This window comes from Neptunomonas phycophila (assembly GCF_001922575.1).
Taxonomy (GTDB): Bacteria; Pseudomonadota; Gammaproteobacteria; order Pseudomonadales; family Balneatricaceae; genus Neptunomonas; species Neptunomonas phycophila.
The window spans coordinates 159467-183823 of the sequence record NZ_MRCI01000003.1 but is presented as its reverse complement, the minus strand read 5'-3'; the positions used below and the strand labels follow the sequence as shown (position 1 = coordinate 183823).

20 protein-coding genes are annotated in these 24357 nt (G+C 45.6%); 9 read left to right on the top strand and 11 right to left on the bottom strand.

The window, feature by feature from the left end; translation table 11 throughout:
• Positions 1-4: 4 nt before the first annotated feature.
• Positions 5-2632 (bottom strand): PAS-domain containing protein, encoded by a 2628-nt coding sequence (locus tag BS617_RS16335; protein ID WP_170870375.1) that lies wholly within the window; start codon positions 2630-2632, stop codon positions 5-7.
• Between the two features lie 62 nt (positions 2633-2694).
• On the bottom strand, positions 2695-3432 hold the full coding sequence (locus tag BS617_RS16330) for a response regulator (protein WP_075174057.1): 738 nt from the start codon (positions 3430-3432) through the stop codon (positions 2695-2697).
• A gap of 224 nt (positions 3433-3656) precedes the next feature.
• On the opposite strand from BS617_RS16330, the gene BS617_RS16325 reads away from it, so the two are divergent.
• A complete protein-coding gene (locus BS617_RS16325) occupies positions 3657-4631 on the top strand; it encodes a carbohydrate kinase family protein (protein ID WP_075174056.1) in 975 nt (324 codons plus the stop codon).
• 138 nt (positions 4632-4769) lie between these two features.
• Here BS617_RS16325 and BS617_RS16320 read toward each other — a convergent pair whose 3' ends face one another.
• The 3 genes from BS617_RS16320 to BS617_RS16310 form a co-directional block, all read right to left on the bottom strand.
• Positions 4770-5663: a DMT family transporter gene (locus tag BS617_RS16320; RefSeq protein WP_075174055.1), complete on the bottom strand. Its 894-nt coding sequence runs from the start codon at positions 5661-5663 to the stop codon at positions 4770-4772.
• Between the two features lie 105 nt (positions 5664-5768).
• Entirely contained in the window at positions 5769-6476 is a 708-nt protein-coding gene (locus tag BS617_RS16315; protein ID WP_075174054.1) for an AraC family transcriptional regulator, read from the bottom strand.
• A gap of 19 nt (positions 6477-6495) precedes the next feature.
• On the bottom strand, positions 6496-8682 hold the full coding sequence (locus BS617_RS16310; RefSeq protein WP_075174053.1) for an OsmC domain/YcaO domain-containing protein: 2187 nt from the start codon (positions 8680-8682) through the stop codon (positions 6496-6498).
• Between the two features lie 381 nt (positions 8683-9063).
• Here BS617_RS16310 and BS617_RS16305 point away from each other — a divergent pair, with 381 nt between their 5' ends.
• From BS617_RS16305 to BS617_RS16295, 3 genes are read left to right on the top strand one after another with little or no spacing between them, the layout of a single operon-like run.
• Positions 9064-10326: an N-acetyltransferase DgcN family protein gene (locus BS617_RS16305; RefSeq protein WP_083610169.1), complete on the top strand. Its 1263-nt coding sequence runs from the start codon at positions 9064-9066 to the stop codon at positions 10324-10326.
• Entirely contained in the window at positions 10323-11420 is a 1098-nt protein-coding gene (locus BS617_RS16300; protein ID WP_075174052.1) for an alanine/ornithine racemase family PLP-dependent enzyme, read from the top strand. The genes BS617_RS16305 and BS617_RS16300 overlap by 4 nt, the downstream gene beginning before the upstream one ends.
• A 9-nt stretch (positions 11421-11429) precedes the next feature.
• Entirely contained in the window at positions 11430-12917 is a 1488-nt protein-coding gene (locus BS617_RS16295) for a M81 family metallopeptidase (RefSeq protein ID WP_075174051.1), read from the top strand.
• Between the two features lie 59 nt (positions 12918-12976).
• Here the strand turns inward: BS617_RS16295 and BS617_RS16290 are convergent, their stop codons facing one another.
• From BS617_RS16290 to BS617_RS16280, 3 genes are read right to left on the bottom strand one after another with little or no spacing between them, the layout of a single operon-like run.
• The gene (locus BS617_RS16290) at positions 12977-13996 is read right to left on the bottom strand and encodes a TRAP transporter substrate-binding protein (RefSeq protein WP_075174050.1); all 1020 of its coding nucleotides are present in this window, start codon (positions 13994-13996) and stop codon (positions 12977-12979) included.
• A 54-nt stretch (positions 13997-14050) separates the two neighbouring features.
• Positions 14051-15004: a PDR/VanB family oxidoreductase gene (locus BS617_RS16285; protein WP_075174049.1), complete on the bottom strand. Its 954-nt coding sequence runs from the start codon at positions 15002-15004 to the stop codon at positions 14051-14053.
• A 54-nt stretch (positions 15005-15058) separates the two neighbouring features.
• Positions 15059-16099 (bottom strand): aromatic ring-hydroxylating dioxygenase subunit alpha, encoded by a 1041-nt coding sequence (locus BS617_RS16280; RefSeq protein ID WP_075174048.1) that lies wholly within the window; start codon positions 16097-16099, stop codon positions 15059-15061.
• Between the two features lie 268 nt (positions 16100-16367).
• Between BS617_RS16280 and BS617_RS16275 the strand changes: the two genes are divergently transcribed.
• From BS617_RS16275 to BS617_RS16255, 5 genes are all read left to right on the top strand, one after another.
• The gene (locus BS617_RS16275) at positions 16368-17084 is read left to right on the top strand and encodes a GntR family transcriptional regulator (protein WP_075174047.1); all 717 of its coding nucleotides are present in this window, start codon (positions 16368-16370) and stop codon (positions 17082-17084) included.
• A gap of 193 nt (positions 17085-17277) precedes the next feature.
• Positions 17278-18045 carry a metalloregulator ArsR/SmtB family transcription factor gene (locus BS617_RS18545; RefSeq protein ID WP_075174046.1) on the top strand — a complete coding sequence of 256 codons (768 nt, stop codon included), beginning with the start codon at positions 17278-17280 and terminating at the stop codon, positions 18043-18045.
• A 60-nt stretch (positions 18046-18105) separates the two neighbouring features.
• Complete coding sequence (locus tag BS617_RS16265; protein ID WP_075174045.1) at positions 18106-19107, top strand: ArsJ-associated glyceraldehyde-3-phosphate dehydrogenase; 1002 nt, start codon at positions 18106-18108, stop codon at positions 19105-19107.
• Positions 19108-20337 (top strand): organoarsenical effux MFS transporter ArsJ, encoded by a 1230-nt coding sequence (arsJ, locus tag BS617_RS16260; protein WP_075174044.1) that lies wholly within the window; start codon positions 19108-19110, stop codon positions 20335-20337.
• A 260-nt stretch (positions 20338-20597) separates the two neighbouring features.
• Entirely contained in the window at positions 20598-22175 is a 1578-nt protein-coding gene (locus tag BS617_RS16255) for a sensor domain-containing diguanylate cyclase (RefSeq protein ID WP_075174043.1), read from the top strand.
• 48 nt (positions 22176-22223) lie between these two features.
• Here the strand turns inward: BS617_RS16255 and BS617_RS16250 are convergent, their stop codons facing one another.
• From BS617_RS16250 to BS617_RS16240, 3 genes are all read right to left on the bottom strand, one after another.
• The gene (locus BS617_RS16250; protein ID WP_075174042.1) at positions 22224-22814 is read right to left on the bottom strand and encodes a hypothetical protein; all 591 of its coding nucleotides are present in this window, start codon (positions 22812-22814) and stop codon (positions 22224-22226) included.
• A 243-nt stretch (positions 22815-23057) separates the two neighbouring features.
• Entirely contained in the window at positions 23058-23228 is a 171-nt protein-coding gene (locus tag BS617_RS18290; protein WP_170870374.1) for a hypothetical protein, read from the bottom strand.
• A gap of 13 nt (positions 23229-23241) precedes the next feature.
• Positions 23242-24216: a hypothetical protein gene (locus BS617_RS16240; protein WP_139303232.1), complete on the bottom strand. Its 975-nt coding sequence runs from the start codon at positions 24214-24216 to the stop codon at positions 23242-23244.
• Positions 24217-24357 lie beyond the last annotated feature (141 nt).

Here is a 24357-nt window from a genome sequence, read left to right as displayed (position 1 = left end):
CCGCCTATCCTGATACGTCATTACCTTTCCCTCCGGAGGCCGTAGGATGATGTAAACGTCGATGAACGGCTACGGCTAATTCATCACGCGTATATGGCTTTGCGAGCAACGCATGGCTGTCGAGTAAGCCATAGCGTTGTTTTAACTGCTGTTTATGTAATCCGGATGTCAAAAGTACAGGCAACGCTGACCAACGCTCGTTAATCATGTCACTCAACTGAACGCCATTAACAGCACTTCCAAGGTTAATATCCGTCAGTACAAGCGCCACATCGTTTGCTTTATCTAACGCGTCCATTGCCCCCACAGCATGGTTAACTACCGTTACCTGATACCCTAAACTTTCCAATAACGCTTCAGCAGTTTGTGCTACCTGAGCATCGTCTTCAACCAATAATACATGCTGGCCGCTGCCCTTCGTATTTTCTTGTGTCAATAGTGTGCTGTTTGCTTGTGTCGTTGTTTCAATCACCCTTGGCAGCCAAATTTCAATCTGCGTGCCTTCGCCCTCGGCGCTGGTTATATGAATGTCGCCGTTAGACTGCTTCACAAAGCCATACACCATACTGAGCCCTAAACCGCTGCCTTCGCCAATTTCTTTGGTGGTAAAGAAGGGCTCAAAAACCCGGCGTAATATCGATTGAGGTATTCCGCAACCCGTATCGCTTACAGTGATGGCTAACAAATCACACCGCCGACCATTTAATAACTGATCTGTGAGCTGTCGGGTTTTAAAAGATACAGAGCCGCCATTGGGCATTGCAGCGCTGCTATTGATCGCTAAATTCAACAACGCATTTTCTAACTGGCTAGGGTCAACCGATACCCACCAACCAGCCGCCTGCAGATCTAACTGGATTTCAGTCTGTTCGCCCACACTGTATTCCATTAAATCCAACATGCCTTCGATCAACCCGTCCACTTCGGTGGTTTCAGGTTGCAACAGTTGTTTACGCGAGAACGCTAACAAACGCTGTGTGAGGCTTTTGCCTCGCTCGGCGGCCGATAAAGCCCGTTGCGCATAGCGCAATTGTTTACCCTCAGCAGGGAGCGAGTCTTCTAATAATTGTAAATTTCCAAAGATCGCAGCCAATAGGTTGTTAAAGTCATGGGCGACACCACCTGTTAGCTGGCCTAACACTTCCATCTTTTGTGATTGGCGTAACTGCGCTTCTATCGTTTTACGCTCAGTTAAGTCGCTATACAAGGTAACGAACCCACCGTCAGGCATTGGGTTACTACGAAATTCGACAACGCGCCCGCCTGGAAAATGCCGTTCAAACCGCTGAGTCCGTTGTTTACGAAGCTGATTAACCTCATCCCTATCCAAAGCCATACCATCCAGAGCCCAGCTGTCTTGGGCTTCTTGTGAGAGCAAAGGGTGTATGGATTCAATTGGCATACCCGGTTTTAGCTGATTAGCGGGCAGCTCTAGAATGGAGACATACTGAGGATTCCAAGCAATCAGCCTATTATTTTCATCAAAAACGCTTAAACCATCATTAATATTTTCAAAAATAGTCTCTAGTAAGCGCGACTGTTCTTTAAGGTTTTGACTAATACGATCGATTTCTACTGCGTTTTCTCTAAAGACCTCAAACGCACGAGCCAACTCCCCTATTTCATCACGACGCTCAACTGCCGGTGTAGGCAGCTGCTTTTCGCCCGCCGCTAAACGAGTCATCACCTTAGTAACTCGGCCAAGATGCCCCGTCAACTCCCTTACTACCCAGATACCCCCTAAAGTGGCCGTAAAGCATAGCAAGGCAAAAAGTAGAATACTGGTTTTTCCCGAGTTAACGGCGTTGCCAACTTGGTCACTTTGCGCGGTGATTTGCTGTTGAACATTATCAACGAAATGTTTAACTTCGCCGCTCAACTGGTCGGAAACAGCCCGGGTAGAAGCCAATAAAAAAGCCCGACGCTGCTGCAGTATTAACTGATCACGGCGCACAGAATAGACATTGCGAGCCCCCAACCCTAACGCTTGAAACTCGCTAAGAATAGGCGCCATTTGGGAAGGCAAAGGCGACGCATTAAGCGTGTCCTGGGCTCCAAAGGCATCGAGGGCGCCACTAAATGATTGCTGTATTAACGATAGGCGATCCATATCAGATTGTTGAGTCGCAGAATTCAATTGATCCAGCATAAATAACAAACTCAACACCTGACGGTTATTGGGGTTTGAGGCTAAGCTTTTCTCTTTTATACGTTCCTTTAACAAGGTTAAACGATATTCCACTTGACGAATATCTTCACGTAGCAGTAGGTGCTGGCGTGTTAATGAAATAAGCTCGGTAACCGTCTTTTCAAGGCGCTCTAGCAAAGCAGGTAGTTGAGGGGCGGCATTATCCAACTCGGGGATATCTTTCGCCATGGTTAAAACAATTTGTATCTTTTCTTCGAGCGTATTACTTAAGGACTGTAACATCGAAGGGCTGCTTGTATTAGCCACATAAGGAGCCACGGCGGCTAAGTTAGCGGTCCGCTCAGCCAAAGCAAGAGAGCGCGAAATATCAGGCAGAGCTTGTCGTTCAAACTCATTTAAAGCCGTTGCGGTATTGTTAAGGCCAATCCATCCGACCATCGCCAGCGCCATGGTCGAGCCTGCTAAAATTGTAAACGCTAACATCAAACGCGCTCGGGCTTGCATCCCTCGCAAAGGATGGTAATGCCGCAATCGCTTAAGGAGCGTTAACACTGGATAACGTTTCCATTAAAGATATACCCGACGCCGCGCTCTGTTCGAATATACGTTGGCTGCCGAGGATTAGGCTCTATCTTACGCCGCAGGCGTAAAATTAAGACGTCAATGGTACGATCAAAAACATCTGTGTTCATACCCCGAGTCGCCTCTAACAACTGATCTCGACTAAACGCGCGATTCGGTGAACGAACCAGCGCTTCAAGCAGCGCGAACTCACCATAGGTTAATGACTCAGTTTCACCATCAGGACGAATCAGCTCTCGCCCGGTCAAATCTAAGACCCACCCATCAAAGCTCAAACGCTCATGACTGTAGCTATCATCCTTACGGGCAACAGGCTTACTCAACTGCGTTGTACGCCGCAACATGGCTCGTACGCGGGCTAACAGCTCTCGGTTATTGAAAGGCTTCATCAAAAAATCATCAGCCGCTAACTCAAGGCCTAATATTCGATCGGTTTCATCGCCTTTGCCTGTGAGCATCATGATGGGGATACTGGAGCTTTCGCGGAGCTCGCGTGCCAACAACATACCATCTTCGCCTTTTAAGCGAAGATCGAGGATCACCAAAGAGTAGGCTCCCTCTTGTAATGCATCGCGCATCCCTTGACCATTAGAAACAGTCAATACATCGTACCCACTGTCTTCAAAAAGGTCTTGGAGCAGCTCCCGCATGTCGGCTTCATCATCCACGACAAGTATACGTTGTCGTACTGATTCGCTCATGCCTCTCTCCTTATTGTTGTTCGGCATTAGTTTTTGCTGTGTTAATAGCACAGTCCTGAATATAGATTATTTCAATTGTTACAAAAATCTAATTTATGATTCATTGATTATTTATTTAACTCATGCTCAATAGAGTATTTGCTTATTTTATCTGAGCGGTTCTAGAATTCACGCGTTAACTAGAATAACAATAAAACGACTAAGTCGTTTTTTACGGAGACAACATGAAAAAGGTCATCGCCTTTGGTGAAGCACTAATTGATATGCTCTCGATTAGTTATACCGACGATTTAAACAATACACACGAAGCATTTATTAAGTTCCCTGGCGGGGCGCCTGCTAACGTTGCCGCTGCCGTCGGAAAGCTCGGCGCGCCAAGTTACTTTGCCGGCAAAGTAGGCCAAGATATGTTTGGTGACTTTCTTATCGAAACACTAAACAATTGCGGTGTCGACACCCGTTACATGCTACAAACGACAGAAGCTAAAACAGCACTAGCTTTTGTATCATTAGACAAAGATGGCGACCGCAGCTTTCAATTTTACCGTAGCCCATCGGCTGATCTTTTGTTCCGCGCCGAAGAGTTCAAATCAGAATGGTTTGATGAGCCAGGGATTTTTCACTTTTGCTCAAACACACTGACTGAAGAAGGTATTCGCGATGTCACCATCGCCGGCATACGCAAAGCACATGAAGCCGGTTTTTTAATCAGCTTTGACGTGAACTTGCGCCATAATTTATGGCCCGAAGATGAAGATGCCTACACCGCTGTATGGCGCTGCATGCCGCATGTTGACATGCTCAAAGTCTGCATCGAAGAGCTAGACTATTTATGCCGCGGCGAATCGCATGATGACGTCATACAACGCATCCTTACCAACGGCGCCTCGGTGGTTTTAGTCACCGATGGCGGCAAACCTTTACGCTATTACACATTAGCAGGTAACGGTGAAGTGGTTCCGCCTAAAGTCAAAATGGTGGATAGCACTGCCGCCGGAGATTCATTTGTAGGTGGCTTGCTCTATTCACTGTCAGAGCAGAACATTGATCGTGCAGCACTAGAAAACTTATGCAAAACACCTGCTGCCTTGTTACCAGCACTGCAGTTCGCCAGCCGTTGTGGGGCGTTTACAGTGACTAAGCAAGGAGCGATCAATACGCTGCCAACCAAAGCTGATATGGATGCGTTTACAGGCTAACCTCCTCCCTCAAATCCCACACAGCTACACAGCCTTTATTGTGCAATATATCCAGCTGCTCTTTTGAGCCGCTGGATTCCTAAAAGGGTAGCGGCGATGTTCATTTCAGAGTAAAAATGCAGCGCTCTAAGATGATTGCTAATCCGGTGAATTATTTTGCCTCACAGTAAGCTGTAACAATAAGCACATCATTATGAACACCATGCCTAACCAACCAAGCGCAGTAACCACTTCCCCTAGTACGACTATGGCTAATACGGTAGCGACCACTGGCTCAAACAACGTCATGAGTGTTGCACTGCTAGCGGGTACAAAGCCTAAACCATATCCGAACGCGAGGTAGCCTATAAACATAGGGACTAGTGCGATATAAAGCACGACTCCCGTATTCATTTGGCTAGCGAATATCTGTTCGCCTGTAAAAAAAAGCGTGGTAATTAATACGATAGAAGCGAGCCCAAACATACTGCCCATAGCCGACTGTGATTTAACACCCTGCATAATCATTCGTTTGGCTGTCCAAGAATAAAGCCCGTAGCTCAAACCGGCTAACAAACCTAACACTATACCTTGCAAATGATTGGTGGCTGCATCCGCATAGGCTTCCCCTTTTTGTAACGCTAACAACACGATGCCTGCTGAGCCGATAGCGAGTGAAAGCAACAAAGCGAAACTTGGTCTTTTTTTGCTGATCAGACACTCAAACCCGATAGCGAAAAACGGAGCGCTGGCTAACGAAACCACATTACCAACGGCAAGACCGGCCAAGCGCATGGATGAATAAAAAGCGAGTGGGTACACAACAACAGCCAAAGCACCTACCACGACCAGCACGCGACAACGCCATAATAAATGCCAATCTTGTTGAAGCGACCGCATTGACGTTAGCATCAGCAATAAGCCACCAACACCCATCGAAAAAGCCCCTATTGCTAAGGAGCTGACGTTCGGCGCAAAGCTTGCTGCTACACCTGTCGTTCCCCACAAAAAACATGAAAGCAATATAGCAAAGCGGCCTTTAAGTTCGTTCATTAGATCAACACGTTTAGCGGTTATTAGAAAGCATTAGTGTAATGATTTGCGCTATAACTATTATGCAGATCGGACGCTTTTATAGGCTTATAAGCCGTTTCTGCATCAGTGGGTTATTTCACGGGGGGTCAAACCAAAATGAGCGGTGAACCGTCGACTAAACGAAGACACATCTGTATAGCCTACCTTTTCAGCGACTAGTTGAACGGGGTAATCCGTGTGAGCTAACAATGCCTTAGCCTTTTCCATACGCACGTGTGTGATGTACTGCATAACACTGAAGCCTACGTGTTCTTTAAAGACTTTTTTAAATTGTGTCTGGCTTAGGCAGGCAATTGAAGCTAAGTGGTCTATCGACAACCTCGATGATAGATGATCAGCTATATACGTCTGCGCAGATAATACGCGAATGTCGATATGCCTGAGCGTGTTTTGTTCAGCTAAAAGTTTAAAAAACAGATGATACATCGACGCTTCGAGATGCGTATTCACTTGGTGTTCAAGCTGCGACTCAATAAAACTTAGATAGCACCGCAGAGGCTCCGATACCGAGAACACCGAGCTGGACATATCGCACAGATTTTCGGGCAATTCGCTCATATCAGCGACCACGAAGCGCGACTCTTCTTTTGCCGTGAAATAATGCGTATCGCCCGATCTAATCACAACACACTCGCCAGGCCCCACTCTCGTGCTAACGGTATCTAATTCAATATAAATGACACCGTATAAAGGCAAAACCAATTGATGGTAATTATGAGCGTGCCCTGCGCGTTGGCGAGTATACGAGCGTATTGATAATGTATTAAGCATCCCATTAACCTACGATCGCTTAAGCACTCGCTTTTGCCGCTCTAAAAGCATGTAGTTTTTTATAGCTTTCAATTAACCGCAAGTGACGATCTAGCCCTTCCAACTGCATGTTGGTAGGAGTTAACCCATAGAACTTCACATCGCCGTTCACCGTACCGACCACATTCTCCATGCGCTCAGCGCCAAACATACGCGTCATGTTAGGGAGGTAGTCTTCCAGTACAAGCTCATCGTCCAGCATAATATCCAAAACCGCATTCACTGCCTGATAAAACAAGCCCCGTTCTACGGTGTTGTTGTTATAGCTAAGAAAAGCCGATACCCGCTCTTTCGCTTCTTCGTAGTTTTGCAGCGCTAGATAAATCAGCAACTTTAACTCGCCAATATCTAATTGCCCCCACGGGGTATTTTCGTCAAATTCGATGCCAATCAGTGTGCGAATATCCGAATAATTATCCAGCTCACTTTCTTCTAAACGCTCGACTAGATCTTGCAAAGCCTCGTCATCTAAAGTGTGGATGTTGAGTATATCTTCACGGAAATACAGCGATTTATTGGTGTTATCCCAAATCAGGTCCTCAACAGGATACACCTCAGAATAACCAGGTACCAAGATACGGCACGCCGCTGCGCCTAGCTCATCAAACACAGCGATGTACACTTCTTTGCCCATATCATGGAGTATGCTCATCAACCGAGCGTTTTCTTCTTCTGTGGTTCCTGAGAAATCCCACTCGCAAAACTCATAATCATGCTTAGCGCTAAAGAACTTCCACGAGATAACACCTGTTGAGTCGATAAAGTGTTCAACGAAGTTATTGGGTTCGCTGACTTCCAAACTATTGAATGTAGGGGCTGGCACATCATTTAAGCCTTCAAAACTACGCCCTTGTAGCAATTCAGTTAAACTGCGCTCTAGCGCGACCTCAAAGCTAGGGTGCGCACCAAATGACGCAAATACTCCGCCCGTTCGCGGATTCATCAGCGTCACGCACATCACCGGAAACTGACCGCCCAACGAGGCATCTTTAACAACGACCGGGAAGCCGTTCTCTTCTAACCCTTTAATCCCTTCAAGGATATGAGGGTACTTGGCCAGTACAGAAGGCGGTACATCAGGCAGAACGATTTCTTCTTCAATAATTTGCTTTTTAACCGCTCGCTCAAAAATCTCGGATAAGCACTGCACCTTTGCTTCATTTAAATTGTTGCCCGCGCTCATGCCGTTACTAAGGAACAGGTTCTCGATCAGGTTGGATGGAAAATAGACTTCCTGTTGATCAGACTGGCGCACATAAGGAATGGCACAAATGCCGCGATCCACGTTACCCGAGTTGGTATCGACGAGGTTAGAAGCCGCCAACTCACCATCGGGATCAAAAATATCGAGGCAATAGTCATCCAATAAACCCTCAGGTAGAGAGTCGTCTTCGGGCAATGCAAACCACTTTTCTCGCGGATAATGCACAAACTCACTGTTAGCGATGTCTTCACCAAAATATTGGTCGTTATAAAAGAAGTTACAACTCGCGCGCTCGATAAACTCCCCTAACGCCGAACACAACGCGCTTTCTTTAGTTGCGCCCTTACCATTGGTAAAACACATGGGGGAAGCGGCATCGCGAATATGTAACGACCATACATTGGGCACAATATTGCGCCACGAAGCTATCTCGATCTTCATGCCCAAATCAGCTAGCAATTGCGTCATATTAGCAATGGTTTTTTCAAGCGGAAGATCTTTACCTAAGATCATCGTATTGGCGTCACCCTCTGGCATTTTCATTGCCATAATTGAGGTATCCGCGTCTAAATTTTCTACCGTCTCGATCGCAAACTCAGGGCCTTCTTGTACCACTTTTTTTACAGTGCATCGCTCAATTGACCGCAAGATACCTGTTTTATCTTTTTCGGAAATAGACTCGGGGAGTTCGACCTGAATCTGAAAAATCTGGTTATAACGATTTTCCGGATCAACAATATTATTCTGCGAAAGGCGAATCCCTTCAGTGGGGATGTCACGCGCCGCGCAGTACACCTTGACAAAATAGGCGGCACATAAGGCAGACGACGCTAAGAAGTAATCAAAAGGGCTAGGGGCTGAACCGTCACCTTTATAACGAATAGGCTGATCGGCAATCACCGTAAAATCATCAAACTTTGCTTCGAGTCGGAGGTTGTCTAAAAAATTAACGTTGATTTCCATGATGAATTGCCTTTCGGGACGCAAATTGAGGTGTGATGTGCCGGTAAAAACTGAGGGCTACATAGTATGGGGATATTTTAGCACTTTCGAAGGGATGATAACGAAACATGTAGGTGATTAAACGTTCGGAGGATATCTCGTTAATCTTAGATGATGAAAGTTAAGAGCCAAAACCTAAAAAATTGGCAAAAAATGAACTTGAGCTTGAAGGCCCGAATTCTGCACAGGAGGTTATTATATTAATTTACCCTAATAAATCGGCCTTATGTGTTAGTATAACCTCTTATCCCACCGCTTAGTGGGGTTCTCTTTGACATCCGACTTACGCAGGTCGGCACAATCTGCTGCCCTCTGAGCTCATGTTCAACAGAGGTCATTACTATGCATATTATCCCTAATAAACCCCGTGTCGCCATTCCGCAGGGACCACCAGCCTTAGCTGAAAATTCACCGATTCCTTCGCCAACCCAGTCGTCTACAACACAACATACTGCTACTACTCAACCCTCTCCCATTCAAAGCCCGGGCCCGCTGCCTTTTACAGCTCGCCAATCACATAAGAACCCAACCGCTATTTTGTATTGTGAAGCGAATTTTGGCGAAATTGATGGCAAAACAGCCAACGGATTAGTTCGACATTCAGAAAAATACGACATTTTATCCGTCATCGACAGCAAACTTGCGGGTTCAGATACCGGCATGGTGCTGGATGGCAAAGCGAACTTGATCCCCGTCTGCAAAGACCTCGCGGACGCCTTAACGCAAGCAGGCGGCATCGCCGATGTATTTATCTACGGTATGGCGCCTTCCAGCGGCATGCTATCGCCAATAGAACGCTCGTTACTCCTTGATGCCATGAAGATGGGGATGAGCTTGGTTAACGGTCTGCATGAGTTCCTCAATGAAGATCCTGAATTCATCGCGGCATGTCGGACTCATCAGGTAACGATTGATGATATTCGACAGCCTAGAGCCAAGAAAGATTTACGCATGTTTACGGGGCGGATTGCTGAGGTCAGTTGCCCACGTATTGCCGTGCTAGGCACCGATTGTGCTATTGGAAAACGCACCACGGCTACCATTATTGCTAGTGCATTAAGAGAGCGGGGGCTAAACGTCGTATTAATCGGCACCGGACAAACGGGGCTGATTCAAGGTGCGCGCTACGGGATTGCAATGGATGCGGTTCCGTCGCAGTTTTGTGCGGGTGAACTCGAAGCGATTATTTTAGACGCGTACGAAACAGAAAAGCCCGATGTGATTTTGATAGAAGGACAAGGTGCATTAAGTCATCCCGCCTTCTCTACTACCTCGTTTATCTTACGAGGTAGCTGCCCTGACGCGGTTGTACTGCAACATGCTCCCGGCCGCGCATTTCGCTGCGACTTTGATCGGATGCCTATGCCGTTACCGGCGTCAGAGATCAATCTAATTCAGACCTTCTCGACGACCAAGGTCATCGGCATAACAATCAACCATGAGCACATGAGCGATGATGAAGTAAGTGCAGCCATCATCACGTATGAGCAGGAACTGAAAATACCGGCTACCGATGCGCTTACACGTCCCGCTAACGATTTAGTGGCCATGGTCGTCGCGGCTTTCCCATCACTGAGCGATAAGATGACCACTTGTGCGCCATGAGCGCGCCTAGACTAGAGATAGACCTCGACAAAATCGGCCATAATGCCCGCGCGCTAGTCGATCGTTTAGCCCGCCGCGGCATTTCTGTTACGGCCGTTATGAAAGCAAGCCTTGGCTCGCCCGACATCGCCCGCACGATGTTGGAGGCGGGTATTAATTTGATTGGCGACTCGCGCATAGAAAACATAGAAAGGATGCGTGAAGCAGGTATAACCACGCCTATGATGCTCATCCGTACACCGATGATGAGTGATGTACATCGAGTTGTCCGATTAACTGACGTCAGCCTGAATAGTGAAATCACCGTTATGCGAGCGCTATCCCACGCGGCGGTAGCGGCAAAGGTAAGGCACGATGTCATATTGATGGTTGAGCTTGGCGATCTGCGTGAAGGCATTATGCCAGCGGATCTGACCTCCACGGTAAGCCAAGTACTTGCGATGCCTAACATTGATCTTAAGGGGATCGGCGCTAATCTCGCCTGTCGCAGCGGCGTGGCTCCTGACGAGAAAAATATGGAAACCTTGTCGGCCTTAGCGGTGATGATCGAGCAGACATTTGGCCTCACCTTGGATATTGTGTCCGGCGGTAACTCGGCTAACCTTAACTGGGCGTTTAGTGATAACAGCAAAGGCCGCATTAATAACCTACGCTTAGGTGAGTCTATTCTACTCGGCTGCGAGCCATTACACCGACAACCCATTGAAGGTTTACATACCGATGCGATTACCCTAGTGGCAGAAGTGATCGAATCAAAACGTAAACCCACTCAGCCTTGGGGCGACATCGCTCAAAGCGCATTTGGCGAAGAAGGCCCAACACTCAACCGCGGCAAGATCACACAAGCTATTTTAGCGATTGGTCGGCAGGATATTGACCTTACTGGCTTAGTTGCACCTACTGATATCACCATTCTGAGTGCGAGTAGCGACCACCTTATTGTTGATTGTAGCCATCATGTTTTGCAGGTAGGTGCTGAAGTTCGTTTTCAACTAAATTACAGCGCCATGCTGCGCAGTATGACATCACCTTTTGTCACAAAGCTGATGAAAACTTACCTGACACCTAGCCATCTCCACCGTGCACTTCCATAGGAATAGCCCATGACCTTTACCGTTCTGACAGCCGAAATATCCCATGAAACCAACACATTTAGTCGCCGTAAAACAGGAAGACAAGCCTTTATGGCGCGCTATGCATTGATGGGGGATGCGGCAATCGCCGAACGGGGTCATGAGAATACTGAACTAGCTGGGTTTCTTGATGCTGGCCGCCATTATGAATGGACAGTGCAGCACATCTTAAGCGCGGCGGCGGGCCCCAGTGGTAAAATTAGACGCAAAGCCTTCGATTGGTTATGTGAACCGATACTCAACGCATTAGAAGCACAGACGTTTGATGGGATTCTTTTAGGGCTACACGGAGCCATGGGCCTAGATTTTTCAGAAGATGGCGAAGGTGAGCTATTGCAGAGGATTCGCGACCAACTAGGCATGGACATACCTATTGCTATTACGTTAGATCCGCACGCTAACGTTAGCCCTCAAATGTGCGAATTGGCCGATATTATTGTTTCATTTAATACCTACCCTCACATCGACATGCGTGTAATCGGCCGTCAAGCAGGCGATATTTTACAGCGTACTCTGTGCAAAGAGATCACTCCGCAAACCCTGCGTGTTAGCCGACCTATGCTCGAAGAGGTGAATGGCGGACGCACCGATATAGGCCCCATGATTGAGCGCCTAGCCAAAGCCCGTGCTTATGAACAGTTAGATGATGTCTTTGCCGTCAGCATCAACGCAGGTTTCGCCAGTGCCGATGTAAAAGACATTGGCCCGACTGTACTCGTGACCTGCCAAGGCGATCTTAAAGCTCATCAAGAATTTGCAGAACATATTGCTAACGACATATGGGATAAGCGTTTTGACGTATTAAATCATTACCTCACCACCACAGAAGCCGCAACGCTAGCCGCTAACTATCAAGCCATCGACGGGCCTTTAATCATTGCAGATTACGCAGACAATCCCGGTGCAGGCGGCTACGGAGACTCAACCAATCTGCTAAAAGCGCTACTCGAGGCGGGCGTTAGTAATGCCTGCTTGGGGCCTCTGGTAGACGCCAAATCCGCCCGCCGGTTAAGTGCACACGCACCTGGTGATTGTGTTCAAATAGACTTAGGCGGAACCACAGATCCGCAATTCGGAGGCGGACCCATAACCGTTAAAGGCGAGTTGCTGTCCGTGAGTGACGGTCACTTCATCGGGGATGGCCCCATGATTCACGGCCTCAGTGGTCACTTTGGAACAACCGTTGTTTTACATGTGCAAGGAGTCGATATACTAATCGTGAGTATCGCGCGACAAATACTCGACTTGCAGCAGTTCAAAGCCTTTGGTATCAACCCACAAGGCAAAAAAGTAGTGGCCTTGAAGTCGATGCAACACTTTCGTGCAGCATTCGAGCCTATCGCCGGCCAAATTATCGTTTGCGATAGCGGTGCACTTTGCACGCCGCGATACGACCGACTACCTTATCGCAACGTGCCTAGGCCAATTTTCCCTTTGGATGTTAATTTAACGTTGTAGTGCCTTCGAGGCACTCTGCTCTTGCCCTAAACTTACAAACACATACCTGCTTTCAGGTTTTACCTATTGCAACCAGCGCTTAGCTTCATAGCGCGATTATAAACTTGTCTACCTGGCATTCCTTTGTTTTCAAGTTCGCTTAAATAGCTTGCGGTTACGCCATCTAACACAGGCTTCCACGCTGCCTTTATTTCGTCATTAAAATGCGTAATGGTCTGCTTCATTGCTGTGACTTCTTGTACGGACTGACGATCAAGATCATCGAAAATATTCGCCATAAATTGAGACCATTTATGGCCTGAATGCTGGTCAATAATGTCTTGTAGATCGGCGGGTAAGCTTTCATATACGCGTTTATTCATTGTTAACATAAAGCTTAAAGAGTACAGGTTTAATTCCGTGTGGTGATCTGCCACTTCGTTCAGTCGAAAAACTTTCACGCCATCCCATGACATAGCGACACCATCAATCACTCCCCTTTGTAATGACTGATAAGTATCCGGTGCTGGCATTCCAACAGGTTGAGCCTCCAACTCTTCGAGTAGCTGCCCCACAATAGTCGTTGGACGACGAATGCGTAGCCCTGCCATATCCTCTGGCTTTTTGACACTTTTCCCCTTCAAATGCAGGTGGCCAGGCCCATTAGTCCAAACGAAAAGTACGTGTGTATCCTGATACTCATCCTTGATATCCCCTTCGTCATAGAGCTGCTGTAAGACACAAGAACCTTGGGCAGCAGTATTAACCACACCCGGCAGCTCGACAACCTGTGTTAACAAAAAGCGATTCGCGGTATATCCCTGAACAGTGGCGGCAACATCAGCGATCTGACTAATCACCGCATCATAAGACTTAGCAGCCTTAGAGAGTGTTTGTGCTGGATAGAGCTCTACATCAATCCGACCATCAGATGCAGTTGTTAACGAGTCTGCCCATGCTGATAACCCTTTGCTTATGTCCGAATTTCCGGGCCAAGGATGTGCCAAGCGCAAGGTGACATCTGCAGCGTGAGCTAAATTGAGTGGGGCTAACAGTGCATACGTGGCGGCGGTCAGGCTCGCCCATTTTTTAAAGTTCATTATCGACATTTCCTATTATTATTGGTTTATCGGTGTCGGGTCTGATGTCCAGATTTAGATATCGAGCACCAGCTGTCGGGTCTTAGCTCTAGAGCAACACGGTGTAAATTTGTCGTTCTTCTCTCGCTCGGCTTCAGTAAAAAAAGAGTCCCTGTGGTCTGGCTCACCTTCCAGTATTCGCGTTACGCACGTACCGCACACTCCCGTCTCACACGAAAACTGTACATCAATGTCGTTATCTTCTAGCACATCAATGACAGACTTATCTGCGGGGACTTCAAAGACTTGACCTGTGCTACTGAGCTTAATCTCAAAGCTGTCATCAGCACTGTGGTCAATAGGTGCTGCGGCAAAGTATTCACGATGCACTTGATCTTGCGGCCACCCCTTCGCTTTTGCTGTACTGAGGATATGCTCCATAAAACCACCAGGTCCACATACATAAATGTGAGTACCCGGTACTGGATTAGCTAACAATTTTTCTGCTTCAAGCTTTTGAACGGCCGCGCCATCATCAAAATGAAAATGCACCTTATTTTTAAATGAAGATGACTGAATGCGCTCCACGAAGGCCGTGCGGTTTTCAGACCTCGTGCAGTAGTGCATCTCAAAATCTGCACTGCTGTGCGATAACCTTTCAGCCATGCACAGAATAGGAGTGACACCGATTCCCCCCGCAAACAGCAGGCTCCTTTGCGCACCATGCACTAAAGGAAAGTGGTTACGTGGCTCACTAATGAGAAGTCGATCTCCTTCATTAATTAACTGATGCATCGCTAAAGAACCTCCCCTTGATGCGGGATCTTTAAGCACGCCTATTTCATAACAGTGGGTTTCATCAGAATGATTACACAGCGAATATTGCCGGATTATGCCGTTGGGTAAATGCACATCAATATGAGCTCCCGCACTAAATGACGGTAAAGCTTCACCATTAGACCGCTCCAGCCGAAATACATAGATATCCTCGGCTTCTAACTGTTTGGAAGACACAAACACTTCAATCATGACAACTTTCCTAGCTTTTTATTATGAACAGATGGTTAGATTGATTAAATGCGTTCAACTTTCATTGAGGCGGCCTTCTGCTTTCAGCAAACGATCAATGATTCGTCGCGACTGAACCCCACCCGAATCTATATTAAGTTTTAGAAGGCTTCGGTCAGGATGCGCTAAGAGGTTTTGCTGCTGAGATTCAAGCATCTCGAGGTCTTCGGTAAAGATCTTCCCTTGTCCTTCACGAATTTGAGCGGTCAGTTCCTGATCATCCGGTTTGAACTGGCGTGCCATTCCCCAAAAGTACCAAATCGACGTTTCTGTTTCAGGTGTAATAAAGTCCACCACGATACTACTGGCTTTGTGGGCCGGATCAGCATCATATCCGCCCTTACCGGCGTGAGCGACGCCCACCTCAATCATGACATGGCTAGGCGGTGTAAAACGACAGATCTGCCAACGATCAACAGGAACATCATCCGCCAGATTATTTGCACGCAAGGCAGCCTGCCAAAATGGTGGAGCTATTATATTTTCAATAAAACGACTCGTTGTGACACTCATCCCCTCTTTCTTTGTGGAGACCGGCGCTTCGTCTATTTCTTTTTGACCAATACTACTCGCATGCACATACGTTTCATGGGTTAGGTCCATTAGGTTATCAATCATCAACCGATAATCGCAGTTAATATGAAACAACCCTCCCCCATACCCCCACTCAGGGTTCTCAGCCCACTCTAGCTCTGGAATTTCATCAGGAGACGCTAACGCCGCCTCACCGGTCCATACCCAAATGAAGCCATAGCGCTCCACAACTGGATAGGCACGTATCTCAGGAAACCCCTCAACGCGCTGCTCAGGCATTGATTCGGTTTTACCCCCGCACCCCATTTTTAAGCCATGGTAACCACAAACCAGTAACCCATCTTCCACATACCCAAGCGATAGTGGCGCTCCTCGATGCGGACAAAAGTTTTCAACGGCTGCTATTTGGTTCTCTTTACCTCGATAGAACACAATCCGCTCGCCACAGATTGTTCGTCCTAGGGGTTTGTCTGTCACCTCATCAGCAGTACAGGCGACATACCAAGTATTTTTTAGAAACATAGAAAGGACCCAGCGTGTTTTTAGAATTATTGGATCCAATTTTCCATCAAATATCCATATTGTCAATAAAAACACACATTATTGGATCCATAGATGACAGTTAATCATTAAAAAACGCTATTTCATCACTAAAAGCTTCATACTCACGGCCTATCAAAACAAGTGCTTAACGGTTTATTGGATCCAATATGGTGCTAACATCCACTGTGGACATGACTCAATGTGAAGACGGTCTTATTAGGACATTGGCTATATTTATGAGGTTAAAATGAGCAAACCAGGTCAACGCGTACTCAGTTCCCTACGGCAGATGATCCTATCGGGTGAACTCAAAGCAGGCGAACGTATTGCCGAAATACCAACCGCAGAGGCTTTAGGGGTATCGCGAACACCAATAAGAATCGCTTTTAGAACACTGGAGCAAGAAGGCCTACTCATTAAACTTGAACGCCGAGGCTATAGGGTAAGAGAAGTAACCAGAGACGAGGTTTGCGATTCAGTAGAAGTACGAGGAGTTCTAGAAGGCTTAGCCGCTCGTCAAGCGGCCGAAAAAGGAGTGACCGAAAAGCAAAAACAAGAACTACAAACATGCCTAGAGTTGGGCGACTCTTTATTCGCTAAAGGGTATGTCACCGAAGAAGACTTAGAGACATACCACGACTTAAATAAGCGCTTTCACTCGCTAATCATCGAAGCGAGTAACAACTCAACGATTGCCGCTGCACTCAACCGTAATGAACACATGCCATTTGCTTCTGTGAGTTCTCTGGCAATTGATCGACATGACCTAGCCCGTGAATATCGTCGATTTAATTTTGCACACATGCAACATCATGCCGCCTTTGATGCGATTACACACGGCCAAGGCGCGCGTGCTGAAGCGATCATGCGCGAGCATGCTAATGCAACCCTACGATATACCGATCTATTTTGCGCCCAGCCAACCGATAAAAATATGATCAGGGTAATCGGAGGAGCCGACTAAAGGCTTTCAATAGATTTCTACCTTCTGAAAGCAAGCGTTAACTGACGGCACAGACACCTTCATCAACTCCACTAATGAAGCGCTCGATAACCTCTGCAGATGACCTTCTTATATCCAACCCAACACATATTAAAATTTGCATATATGTTTTTTCATATATACAATCCGGGTCATATTATGTTGAGGTTATGTAATGAAAAGGGTTCTTTTTGTCTGTACGGCTAATTCTGCTCGCTCCCAAATAGCAGAAGCTTTGTTACGGCACTTTGCTGGTGATCAATTTGAAGTATGTAGCGCTGGCACAGAACCCTCTGAAATAGATCCTCGTACCCTAGAGGTACTGCAAAATTTTGGTTTAAAAACCAAAGATCTCAAATCAAAGTCGATTGAAAGCCTAGAAAATCAGCGCTTCGACTTTGTTATTAGTTTATGTGACAAGGCCCATCGTGAATGCCGCCATTGGCCCGGCAACGGTGTGGTCATGGCTTGGGACTTCCCGGACCCTAAAGCAAGTAGTGACCCACGAGCTTTTGGTCTTACGCTACAGGAGCTGAGTGAGCGCATACGCTTATTCGTCTTAGTGAACAGCAAGCATATAAGCTCTGAAATCAAACCGCTGCAACCGCTGGACTTTTATAAATCGTTAGCCGATGAAACACGCCTGCTCAGTCTGTTGCTCATCGAGCAAGAAGGTGAACTGTGCGTTTGTGAACTCATGGAAGCTCTCGACCTCCCTCAGCCAAAAATTTCAAGGCACCTCAGTCAATTACGAAAAATAGGCTTGCTCTTAGATAGGCGACAGGGGCAGTGGGTTTTCTACCGTATTCATCCTCTCTTACATGACTGGATGCGAGACATACTAAGAACCACGCGAGAGCACAGCTCACAATTACTAGAAACACCAGCAAGACGCTTAAACAGCATGAACTCAAGGCCGTCTTCAGAAAGCATAAACGTGTAATAAAGCATGCATTTATGACCACTACTATGGATAAACAATCTGTTTAGAGAGGTAAAAACGATGACCATCAAAATAGGTATTAACGGCTTTGGTCGCATGGGCCGCTTAACGATGCGCGCCATTTTTAATCAAGATGATATCGACATTACTCATATCAATGATCCTGCTGGCGATGCAGCAACGTTGGCTCATCTAATGAACTTTGATTCTGTGCATGGGCGTTGGGAGCATGAGGCGACAGCTAAAGAAGATACGATGTTAATTGGCCAGCATAAAATCACCTTAAGCCACAATAAGGCAATACAAGAGACCGACTGGTCAGCTTGTGACGTGGTGATTGAAGCATCCGGAAAAATGAAAACCAAAGCGCTACTTCAAGCTTACTTAGATCAAGGCGTAAAGCGCGTTGTAGTCACTGCACCGGTTAAAGAGGACGGCATTCTCAATATTGTTATGGGTGTTAATGACCATCTTTACGATCCCGCTCAGCACCCAATCGTGACCGCCGCGTCTTGCACCACCAACTGTTTAGCACCGGTTGTCAAAGTCATCCATGAGCAACTTGGCATCAAACATGGCTCCATGACGACAATCCACGATATCACCAACACACAAACTATTTTGGACGCTCCCCATAAAGACCTTCGCCGAGCGCGTGCCTGCGGGATGAGCCTTATCCCAACAACAACCGGATCTGCGACGGCTATTACGCATATTTTTCCGGAACTTAAGGGTAAGCTGAATGGACATGCCATTCGTGTACCTTTAGCCAACGCATCATTAACCGACTGTGTATTTGAGGTTGAACGCGACACCAGCGTCCAAGAAGTCAACGCCTTACTAAAAGCCGCTGCCGATAGTGATCTAAACGGTATCCTAGGTTATGAAGAACGCCCTCTGGTTTCTATTGATTACAAAACGGACCCTCGCTCTAGCATCATTGACGCCCTATCTACTATGGTGGTCAACGGTACGCAGGTGAAACTCTATACTTGGTACGACAACGAGTGGGGTTATGCTAATCGAACTGCAGAGCTCACCTTAAAAGTAGGATGCTCATAAATGCTAAGCCACCTGCCCCCTGCTATTCGTCAATACTTAGTAGTCACCGGTAACTATTGGGCGTTTACGCTTACCGATGGTGCTTTGCGCATGTTAGTTGTGCTGCACTTTCATAGCCTAGGTTACTCCCCTCTAGACATTGCTCTGCTTTTCTTGTTTTACGAGGTGTTTGGTGTCATTACTAATTTAGTAGGCGGCTGGATTGGGGCGCACATGGGGCTAAATCGCACCATGAATATTGGACTGGCGTTGCAAGTGGCCGCGCTAGCTATGTTGTTAGTGCCTAGCTCGTGGTTAACAGTCATATGGGTTATGGCGGCTCAAGCTTTATCGGGTATCGCTAAAGATCTCAACAAGATGAGTGCCAAAAGCTCAATAAAGCTACTGGTTCCCCCTGAAGCAGAAGGTAAACTGTATTACTGGGTTGCTCTACTAACAGGCTCAAAAAACACATTAAAAGGCATCGGTTTTTTCCTAGGAGGTTTTTTACTCTCTGTACTTGGCTTTTCTGGGGCAGTGGCATCCATGGCGGGCGCGCTAGCAATCGTTTGGATATTGAGCATACTCTTACTCAAACGTGATCTGGGTAAAGCCAAAAACAAACCGAAATTTCGGGATATTTTCTCGAAAAGCCCGGCGATCAATATTCTGTCGGCCGCCAGAATGTTCTTATTTGGTGCCCGCGATGTATGGTTTGTTGTGGCCTTGCCTGTTTTTCTCTCTCAAACACTCGATTGGAATCACAGCCAAACTGGCGGCTTTTTAGCTTTGTGGGTGATTGGGTACGGAATAGTGCAAGCATTTGCCCCTCGTATTACCGGTAAAGCCTCAGGTAAAGTGCCTGACGGTCTCAGTGCAACATGGTGGGCGTTATCACTAACGGTATTACCAGGGCTGATTGCCATAGGTCTGATGCTAGAGCTGAACCCTGCAACCTTACTCATCTGTGGTCTCACGCTTTTTGGCGCTGTATTTGCTGTAAACTCTTCGTTGCACAGCTACCTTATTGTCAGCTATGCAGGTAATGATGGTGTGTCCTTAGATGTAGGCTTCTATTACATGTCCAATGCGATGGGACGCTTAATAGGTACTGTGCTCTCTGGCTGGGTTTTCCAATTAGCAGGCCAAGGTAGCTCAGGCCTTCAAGCATGCCTATGGATTTCGACGGCCTTCTTGATAGCAGCCACCTTGATTTCAATCAAACTCCCTCATTCGAGGAATACTCGATAAGTTTTGGTAATACAAAGGCGTATCAAACCGCTTCATCGCCCTGCTTCAGAGGCTTAGAATCCGCTTTTATGTGCACCACTATCGATTTTTTTATTGTGCATCGCACTCTATTTTCAACTATAGTGCTACAAGCGTTAAGGGTTTTAAACGCTTGTATGCAGCATACAAAATAAGGATATACCCAAATTTTTAAAAACTGTTTTAATAAAATATTTTATTAAAAATGTAAATTATATAAGTAAAATATTTAATGGATAACCATGCCTTCACCTTTTAAATTCCGTATTGATTTAAAGCGATTAATATTATTACTTTCTATATTTATTGCGATCATTACATTTATAAACACTATTTATGCAAGTTATAGTGTCCAGCGTGAAATAATAATCAACAATACTCTAGAGTCAAACAGAGTATATGCGGCTAAGCTCGCCTATAGTACAGAGCAATTCCTTTTATCCAGCCAACAGCAGCTCGCCTACAGTGCCAAAACGCTACAAGACAAGATGGATGATGACGCTGTGTTAACAGCAGAAACAGAGCGATTATTAATGCAGAATAATAACTTCAACTCTGTTTTTGTGGTGAGAAATGATGGGACTATGCTCTCATTCCACCCAACGAGCATACCGTTAAAAGGAGTAAAAATACGTTCCGCCGGTTCCATCGAAGCAATAGAGCTCAAAAAACCGATTATCAGTGATCCTTATATATCAGCAGTAAATAATTATATTATTGTACAAAGCTATCCTATTTTTTCGGCTGATAAACGCTATTTAGGTTATGTGGGCGGGTCATTTTATTTAGAAAAAGAAAACATTTTAAACTCTATTCTAGGTGAGCACTATCATCGTGATAGCTCTTACCTGTACGTCGTCGACAAACATAAAAGGCTTATCTATCACCCCAACCGGGTGGGCGAGATTATTACAAACAACTCCGTTATTGATACTGTTATTAAAGGCAACTCGGGAGCAGACAGAGTGGTTAACAGTAAAGGGGTAGACATGCTTGCAGGCTATGCATATATCCCGATTAGTGGGTGGGGCGTAGTGGCCCAAAAGCCGGTGTCGATCACGTTAGCTGAGCTTAATTCCCAGATTAAAAAAGTGATTATTAATACTGTTCCTTTGGCGATATTAACGTTGGTATTTATTTGGTTTTGCACCTACTTAATTTCGCAGCCTCTTGGCAAACTAGCGAGTGCCGTAGAAGACCTTGACTCACATTTCATCAATGATCGAATACGCAGTATACGCTCATGGTATTTTGAAGCCGACAGGATTAAGCAGGCTTTATTAAGCGGAATGAACTTAGTTAACCAAAGAATAAACAAACTTAACTTGGATTCATTAACAGACCCCATGACAAAGCTTTATAACCGCCGTGGGTTAAAAGTCATGATTACCGAGCTACAAAAGAACCATAAATCTTTTTCAATAATTGCTATCGACATAGATCACTTTAAACGTATCAATGACAATTTTGGGCATGATATGGGTGATAAGGTCATTCAGTTGGTAGCCAAACTCATGACTGACAGTTTTAGAGGTGCTGACGTACTGTGTCGTTCAGGTGGAGAGGAATTCCTTATGTTATTACCGGGAACAGACCTTAAGGCCGCCACCGTCCTCGCAGAGCGTTTACGAGCCAATACAGAACTGAGCGAAATGCCAGACAACGTACACAACATCACCATCTCGCTAGGCCTTTCTTTTTGGTCTGTTGATAGCGAAGTTACAGTTGAAGAATCGTTAAGCTTAGCTGACAAAGCCCTTTACTCTGCTAAAAACCAAGGCCGAAACAGAGTTGTAGTGGCTGATAATTTAACAAACTAAGGTAAGGAAGGCATACCTTAGTTTGACGGTGATTTACTATCATAGCTTTCAGCATTTTGGGTGCGCATCTAAGTAAGCCTCTATCTGCGCTAAATAGGTGGGGTGGTCAACCTTCTTATGCAGAAATGAAGGGTATAAAGATATCTCAAAAAGCCAACGGATTGGCTTCCATTTATCCTCCAAAGGTAAATCTTTGTCAGGAAAAATATGGTTATCCATCAATGCTGCACATATTTTAAAAAATATATCACCTGCCATAAATGGGCTAGGCGGGTAGTAGCCAGCATAGAATTTTTTCCGTCTCCCCGTTTTAATCGAATCAAGCCACAGCGTGGTGCAACCCATCGATTTGTAAGTAAGCACCGGCTCTCCGTCTTTATGAATGAGCTCTGTCTGCCTTTCTTCTACTTTACCCACTTTGTACAAGTAGACTTGACCCCGGCGTACCGTGTAGATGATGCCTTTGGAGCGGTTAACCACTATAGGGTGCATTTTGGGGTAGAAGAGAAAAAATAATAAACAGTAAACAGGAAATAGATAAAAGAATAATAATTTCGATATTTTATGGGATAGGTTCATTTTCCTATGTGAGTTATATAAGTCCTGATATAAATCTTCAACACTTGCATAAACATCCACATTCATTTCCTTATGTTTTACCCATTCTATGTCCACAAATTTTTTGAAATCATATATATATAATCATCATACATCTCATCGAATATATCTATATTATATTTTTCATCGCCATACCCAGTGCTTACATAGTCACTTAATAAAACGCCTGCCGAAAACAAAAAAAAGACTAACAATGCAATTACCTTGTTAGATCTAGATAGATACTCGGGAAATTTAATGATATTTTTCATCTACTCTACAGACCTAGTCGACATGACTATCAACCTGATTTTGCTCTTCCAAAGGCGAATCTTTGTCAGGGGAAATATCAACGTATCCATTCACATAACGAAAACTACGTTTTAAGCCGAAGTACTGAATAAATTCTTTAAACTGAATAAGCGCATCACCCGCGTACAGCTTTTTGCCGTTCATGTAGAAAAAGAGATCATTGCGTACCTAACGGCTTACGATAGCTAAAGTCGAACGCTTCAAAATCCATATCGCCCTCTTCCAGGTCCTTGAACTCGACCATAATCTGATCGACAACCGCTTGCACCTCTGGAGAGAACGGGTCTTCTCGTTTTCTAAAACTAAACAGGACGATTTTATCCAAAAATTCTAGAAACTTTTTTGAAGGGCCAGTGGTTAAGATGGAGGTAAGCCATGCGTCGCCGGTATCTTTATTTTGGTTGCTAAAATAAGCATTCAGCAATATACACAAAAACTGCTGCTGGCAATTACTGTCGGGGTAGAAAATCCCTGTACTGAACACCTCTTTATCCATCAGACACTTCTGGTTTTTCCATTTATATAAACCAACATTCAGCGGAATGATTAACGAGCTGGCCGATATCGCCCCCGTATTCGTTGTGAAGGGCAGATAGTTAAGGTCATAAACTTTGTGATAGTAAACCTTCCCGTCTTTAACGGTGTAAATAAGACGTCGCTTTTTATCGAAGACCACCAAGGCCTCACGACGGCGAAAGAGACTGATGAGTAATGGAACAGTAGCGATGAGGAGCGGGGCTAAGTCTGGAGGTATATGATTATGGGTTTTCCAATAGCGTTTTGAACTTTCAAAAAGTCTCATATCAACTTCACTATTCGGGTCAAAATCATCCCACGCCTGAACATTTGCTTCATAAGCACGATCATCAAAATCATAATACCAACGCAATTCATCGATTATAGAACCCTTCCCAGTACCTAGAGCGCCACTCAACAGTAAAAAGATCATTCCCACCGTAAATAACATAACAAATAGCGATCGCACCCACATCTGCATAAAAGGTTCTAAAACAACGCATCCATTCACATAACGAAAACTGCGTTTTAAGCCAAAATACTGAATAAATTCTTTAAACTTCAGTAGTGCATCGCCCGCGTACAGTTTTTTTCCGTTCATATAAAAGATTGGCATTACACACCACTCAGCTCTAAAGATAACCATTCACTGTTATTGGAAAAATTGACGTCCTTATAAAACAGTTTAACCCGGATATAAATACGACGACTTCCAGCATAACGCGCAACCTTATTACAAACCTTCTTATCCACATTA

Excerpts from the sequence above, each read along its gene's own strand:
- BS617_RS16335 (WP_170870375.1), bottom strand. The coding sequence starts at position 2,632 with ATGTTAGCGTTTACAATTTTAGCAGGCTCGACCATGGCGCTGGCGATG.
- BS617_RS16330 (WP_075174057.1), bottom strand. The coding sequence starts at position 3,432 with ATGAGCGAATCAGTACGACAACGTATACTTGTCGTGGATGATGAAGCC.
- BS617_RS16325 (WP_075174056.1), top strand. The coding sequence starts at position 3,657 with ATGAAAAAGGTCATCGCCTTTGGTGAAGCACTAATTGATATGCTCTCG.
- BS617_RS16320 (WP_075174055.1), bottom strand. The coding sequence starts at position 5,663 with ATGAACGAACTTAAAGGCCGCTTTGCTATATTGCTTTCATGTTTTTTG.
- BS617_RS16315 (WP_075174054.1), bottom strand. The coding sequence starts at position 6,476 with ATGCTTAATACATTATCAATACGCTCGTATACTCGCCAACGCGCAGGG.
- BS617_RS16310 (WP_075174053.1), bottom strand. The coding sequence starts at position 8,682 with ATGGAAATCAACGTTAATTTTTTAGACAACCTCCGACTCGAAGCAAAG.
- BS617_RS16305 (WP_083610169.1), top strand. The coding sequence starts at position 9,064 with ATGCATATTATCCCTAATAAACCCCGTGTCGCCATTCCGCAGGGACCA.
- BS617_RS16300 (WP_075174052.1), top strand. The coding sequence starts at position 10,323 with ATGAGCGCGCCTAGACTAGAGATAGACCTCGACAAAATCGGCCATAAT.
- BS617_RS16295 (WP_075174051.1), top strand. The coding sequence starts at position 11,430 with ATGACCTTTACCGTTCTGACAGCCGAAATATCCCATGAAACCAACACA.
- BS617_RS16290 (WP_075174050.1), bottom strand. The coding sequence starts at position 13,996 with ATGAACTTTAAAAAATGGGCGAGCCTGACCGCCGCCACGTATGCACTG.
- BS617_RS16285 (WP_075174049.1), bottom strand. The coding sequence starts at position 15,004 with ATGATTGAAGTGTTTGTGTCTTCCAAACAGTTAGAAGCCGAGGATATC.
- BS617_RS16280 (WP_075174048.1), bottom strand. The coding sequence starts at position 16,099 with ATGTTTCTAAAAAATACTTGGTATGTCGCCTGTACTGCTGATGAGGTG.
- BS617_RS16275 (WP_075174047.1), top strand. The coding sequence starts at position 16,368 with ATGAGCAAACCAGGTCAACGCGTACTCAGTTCCCTACGGCAGATGATC.
- BS617_RS18545 (WP_075174046.1), top strand. The coding sequence starts at position 17,278 with ATGAAAAGGGTTCTTTTTGTCTGTACGGCTAATTCTGCTCGCTCCCAA.
- BS617_RS16265 (WP_075174045.1), top strand. The coding sequence starts at position 18,106 with ATGACCATCAAAATAGGTATTAACGGCTTTGGTCGCATGGGCCGCTTA.
- arsJ (WP_075174044.1), top strand. The coding sequence starts at position 19,108 with ATGCTAAGCCACCTGCCCCCTGCTATTCGTCAATACTTAGTAGTCACC.
- BS617_RS16255 (WP_075174043.1), top strand. The coding sequence starts at position 20,598 with ATGCCTTCACCTTTTAAATTCCGTATTGATTTAAAGCGATTAATATTA.
- BS617_RS18290 (WP_170870374.1), bottom strand. The coding sequence starts at position 23,228 with ATGAACGGCAAAAAGCTGTACGCGGGTGATGCGCTTATTCAGTTTAAA.
- BS617_RS16240 (WP_139303232.1), bottom strand. The coding sequence starts at position 24,216 with ATGCCAATCTTTTATATGAACGGAAAAAAACTGTACGCGGGCGATGCA.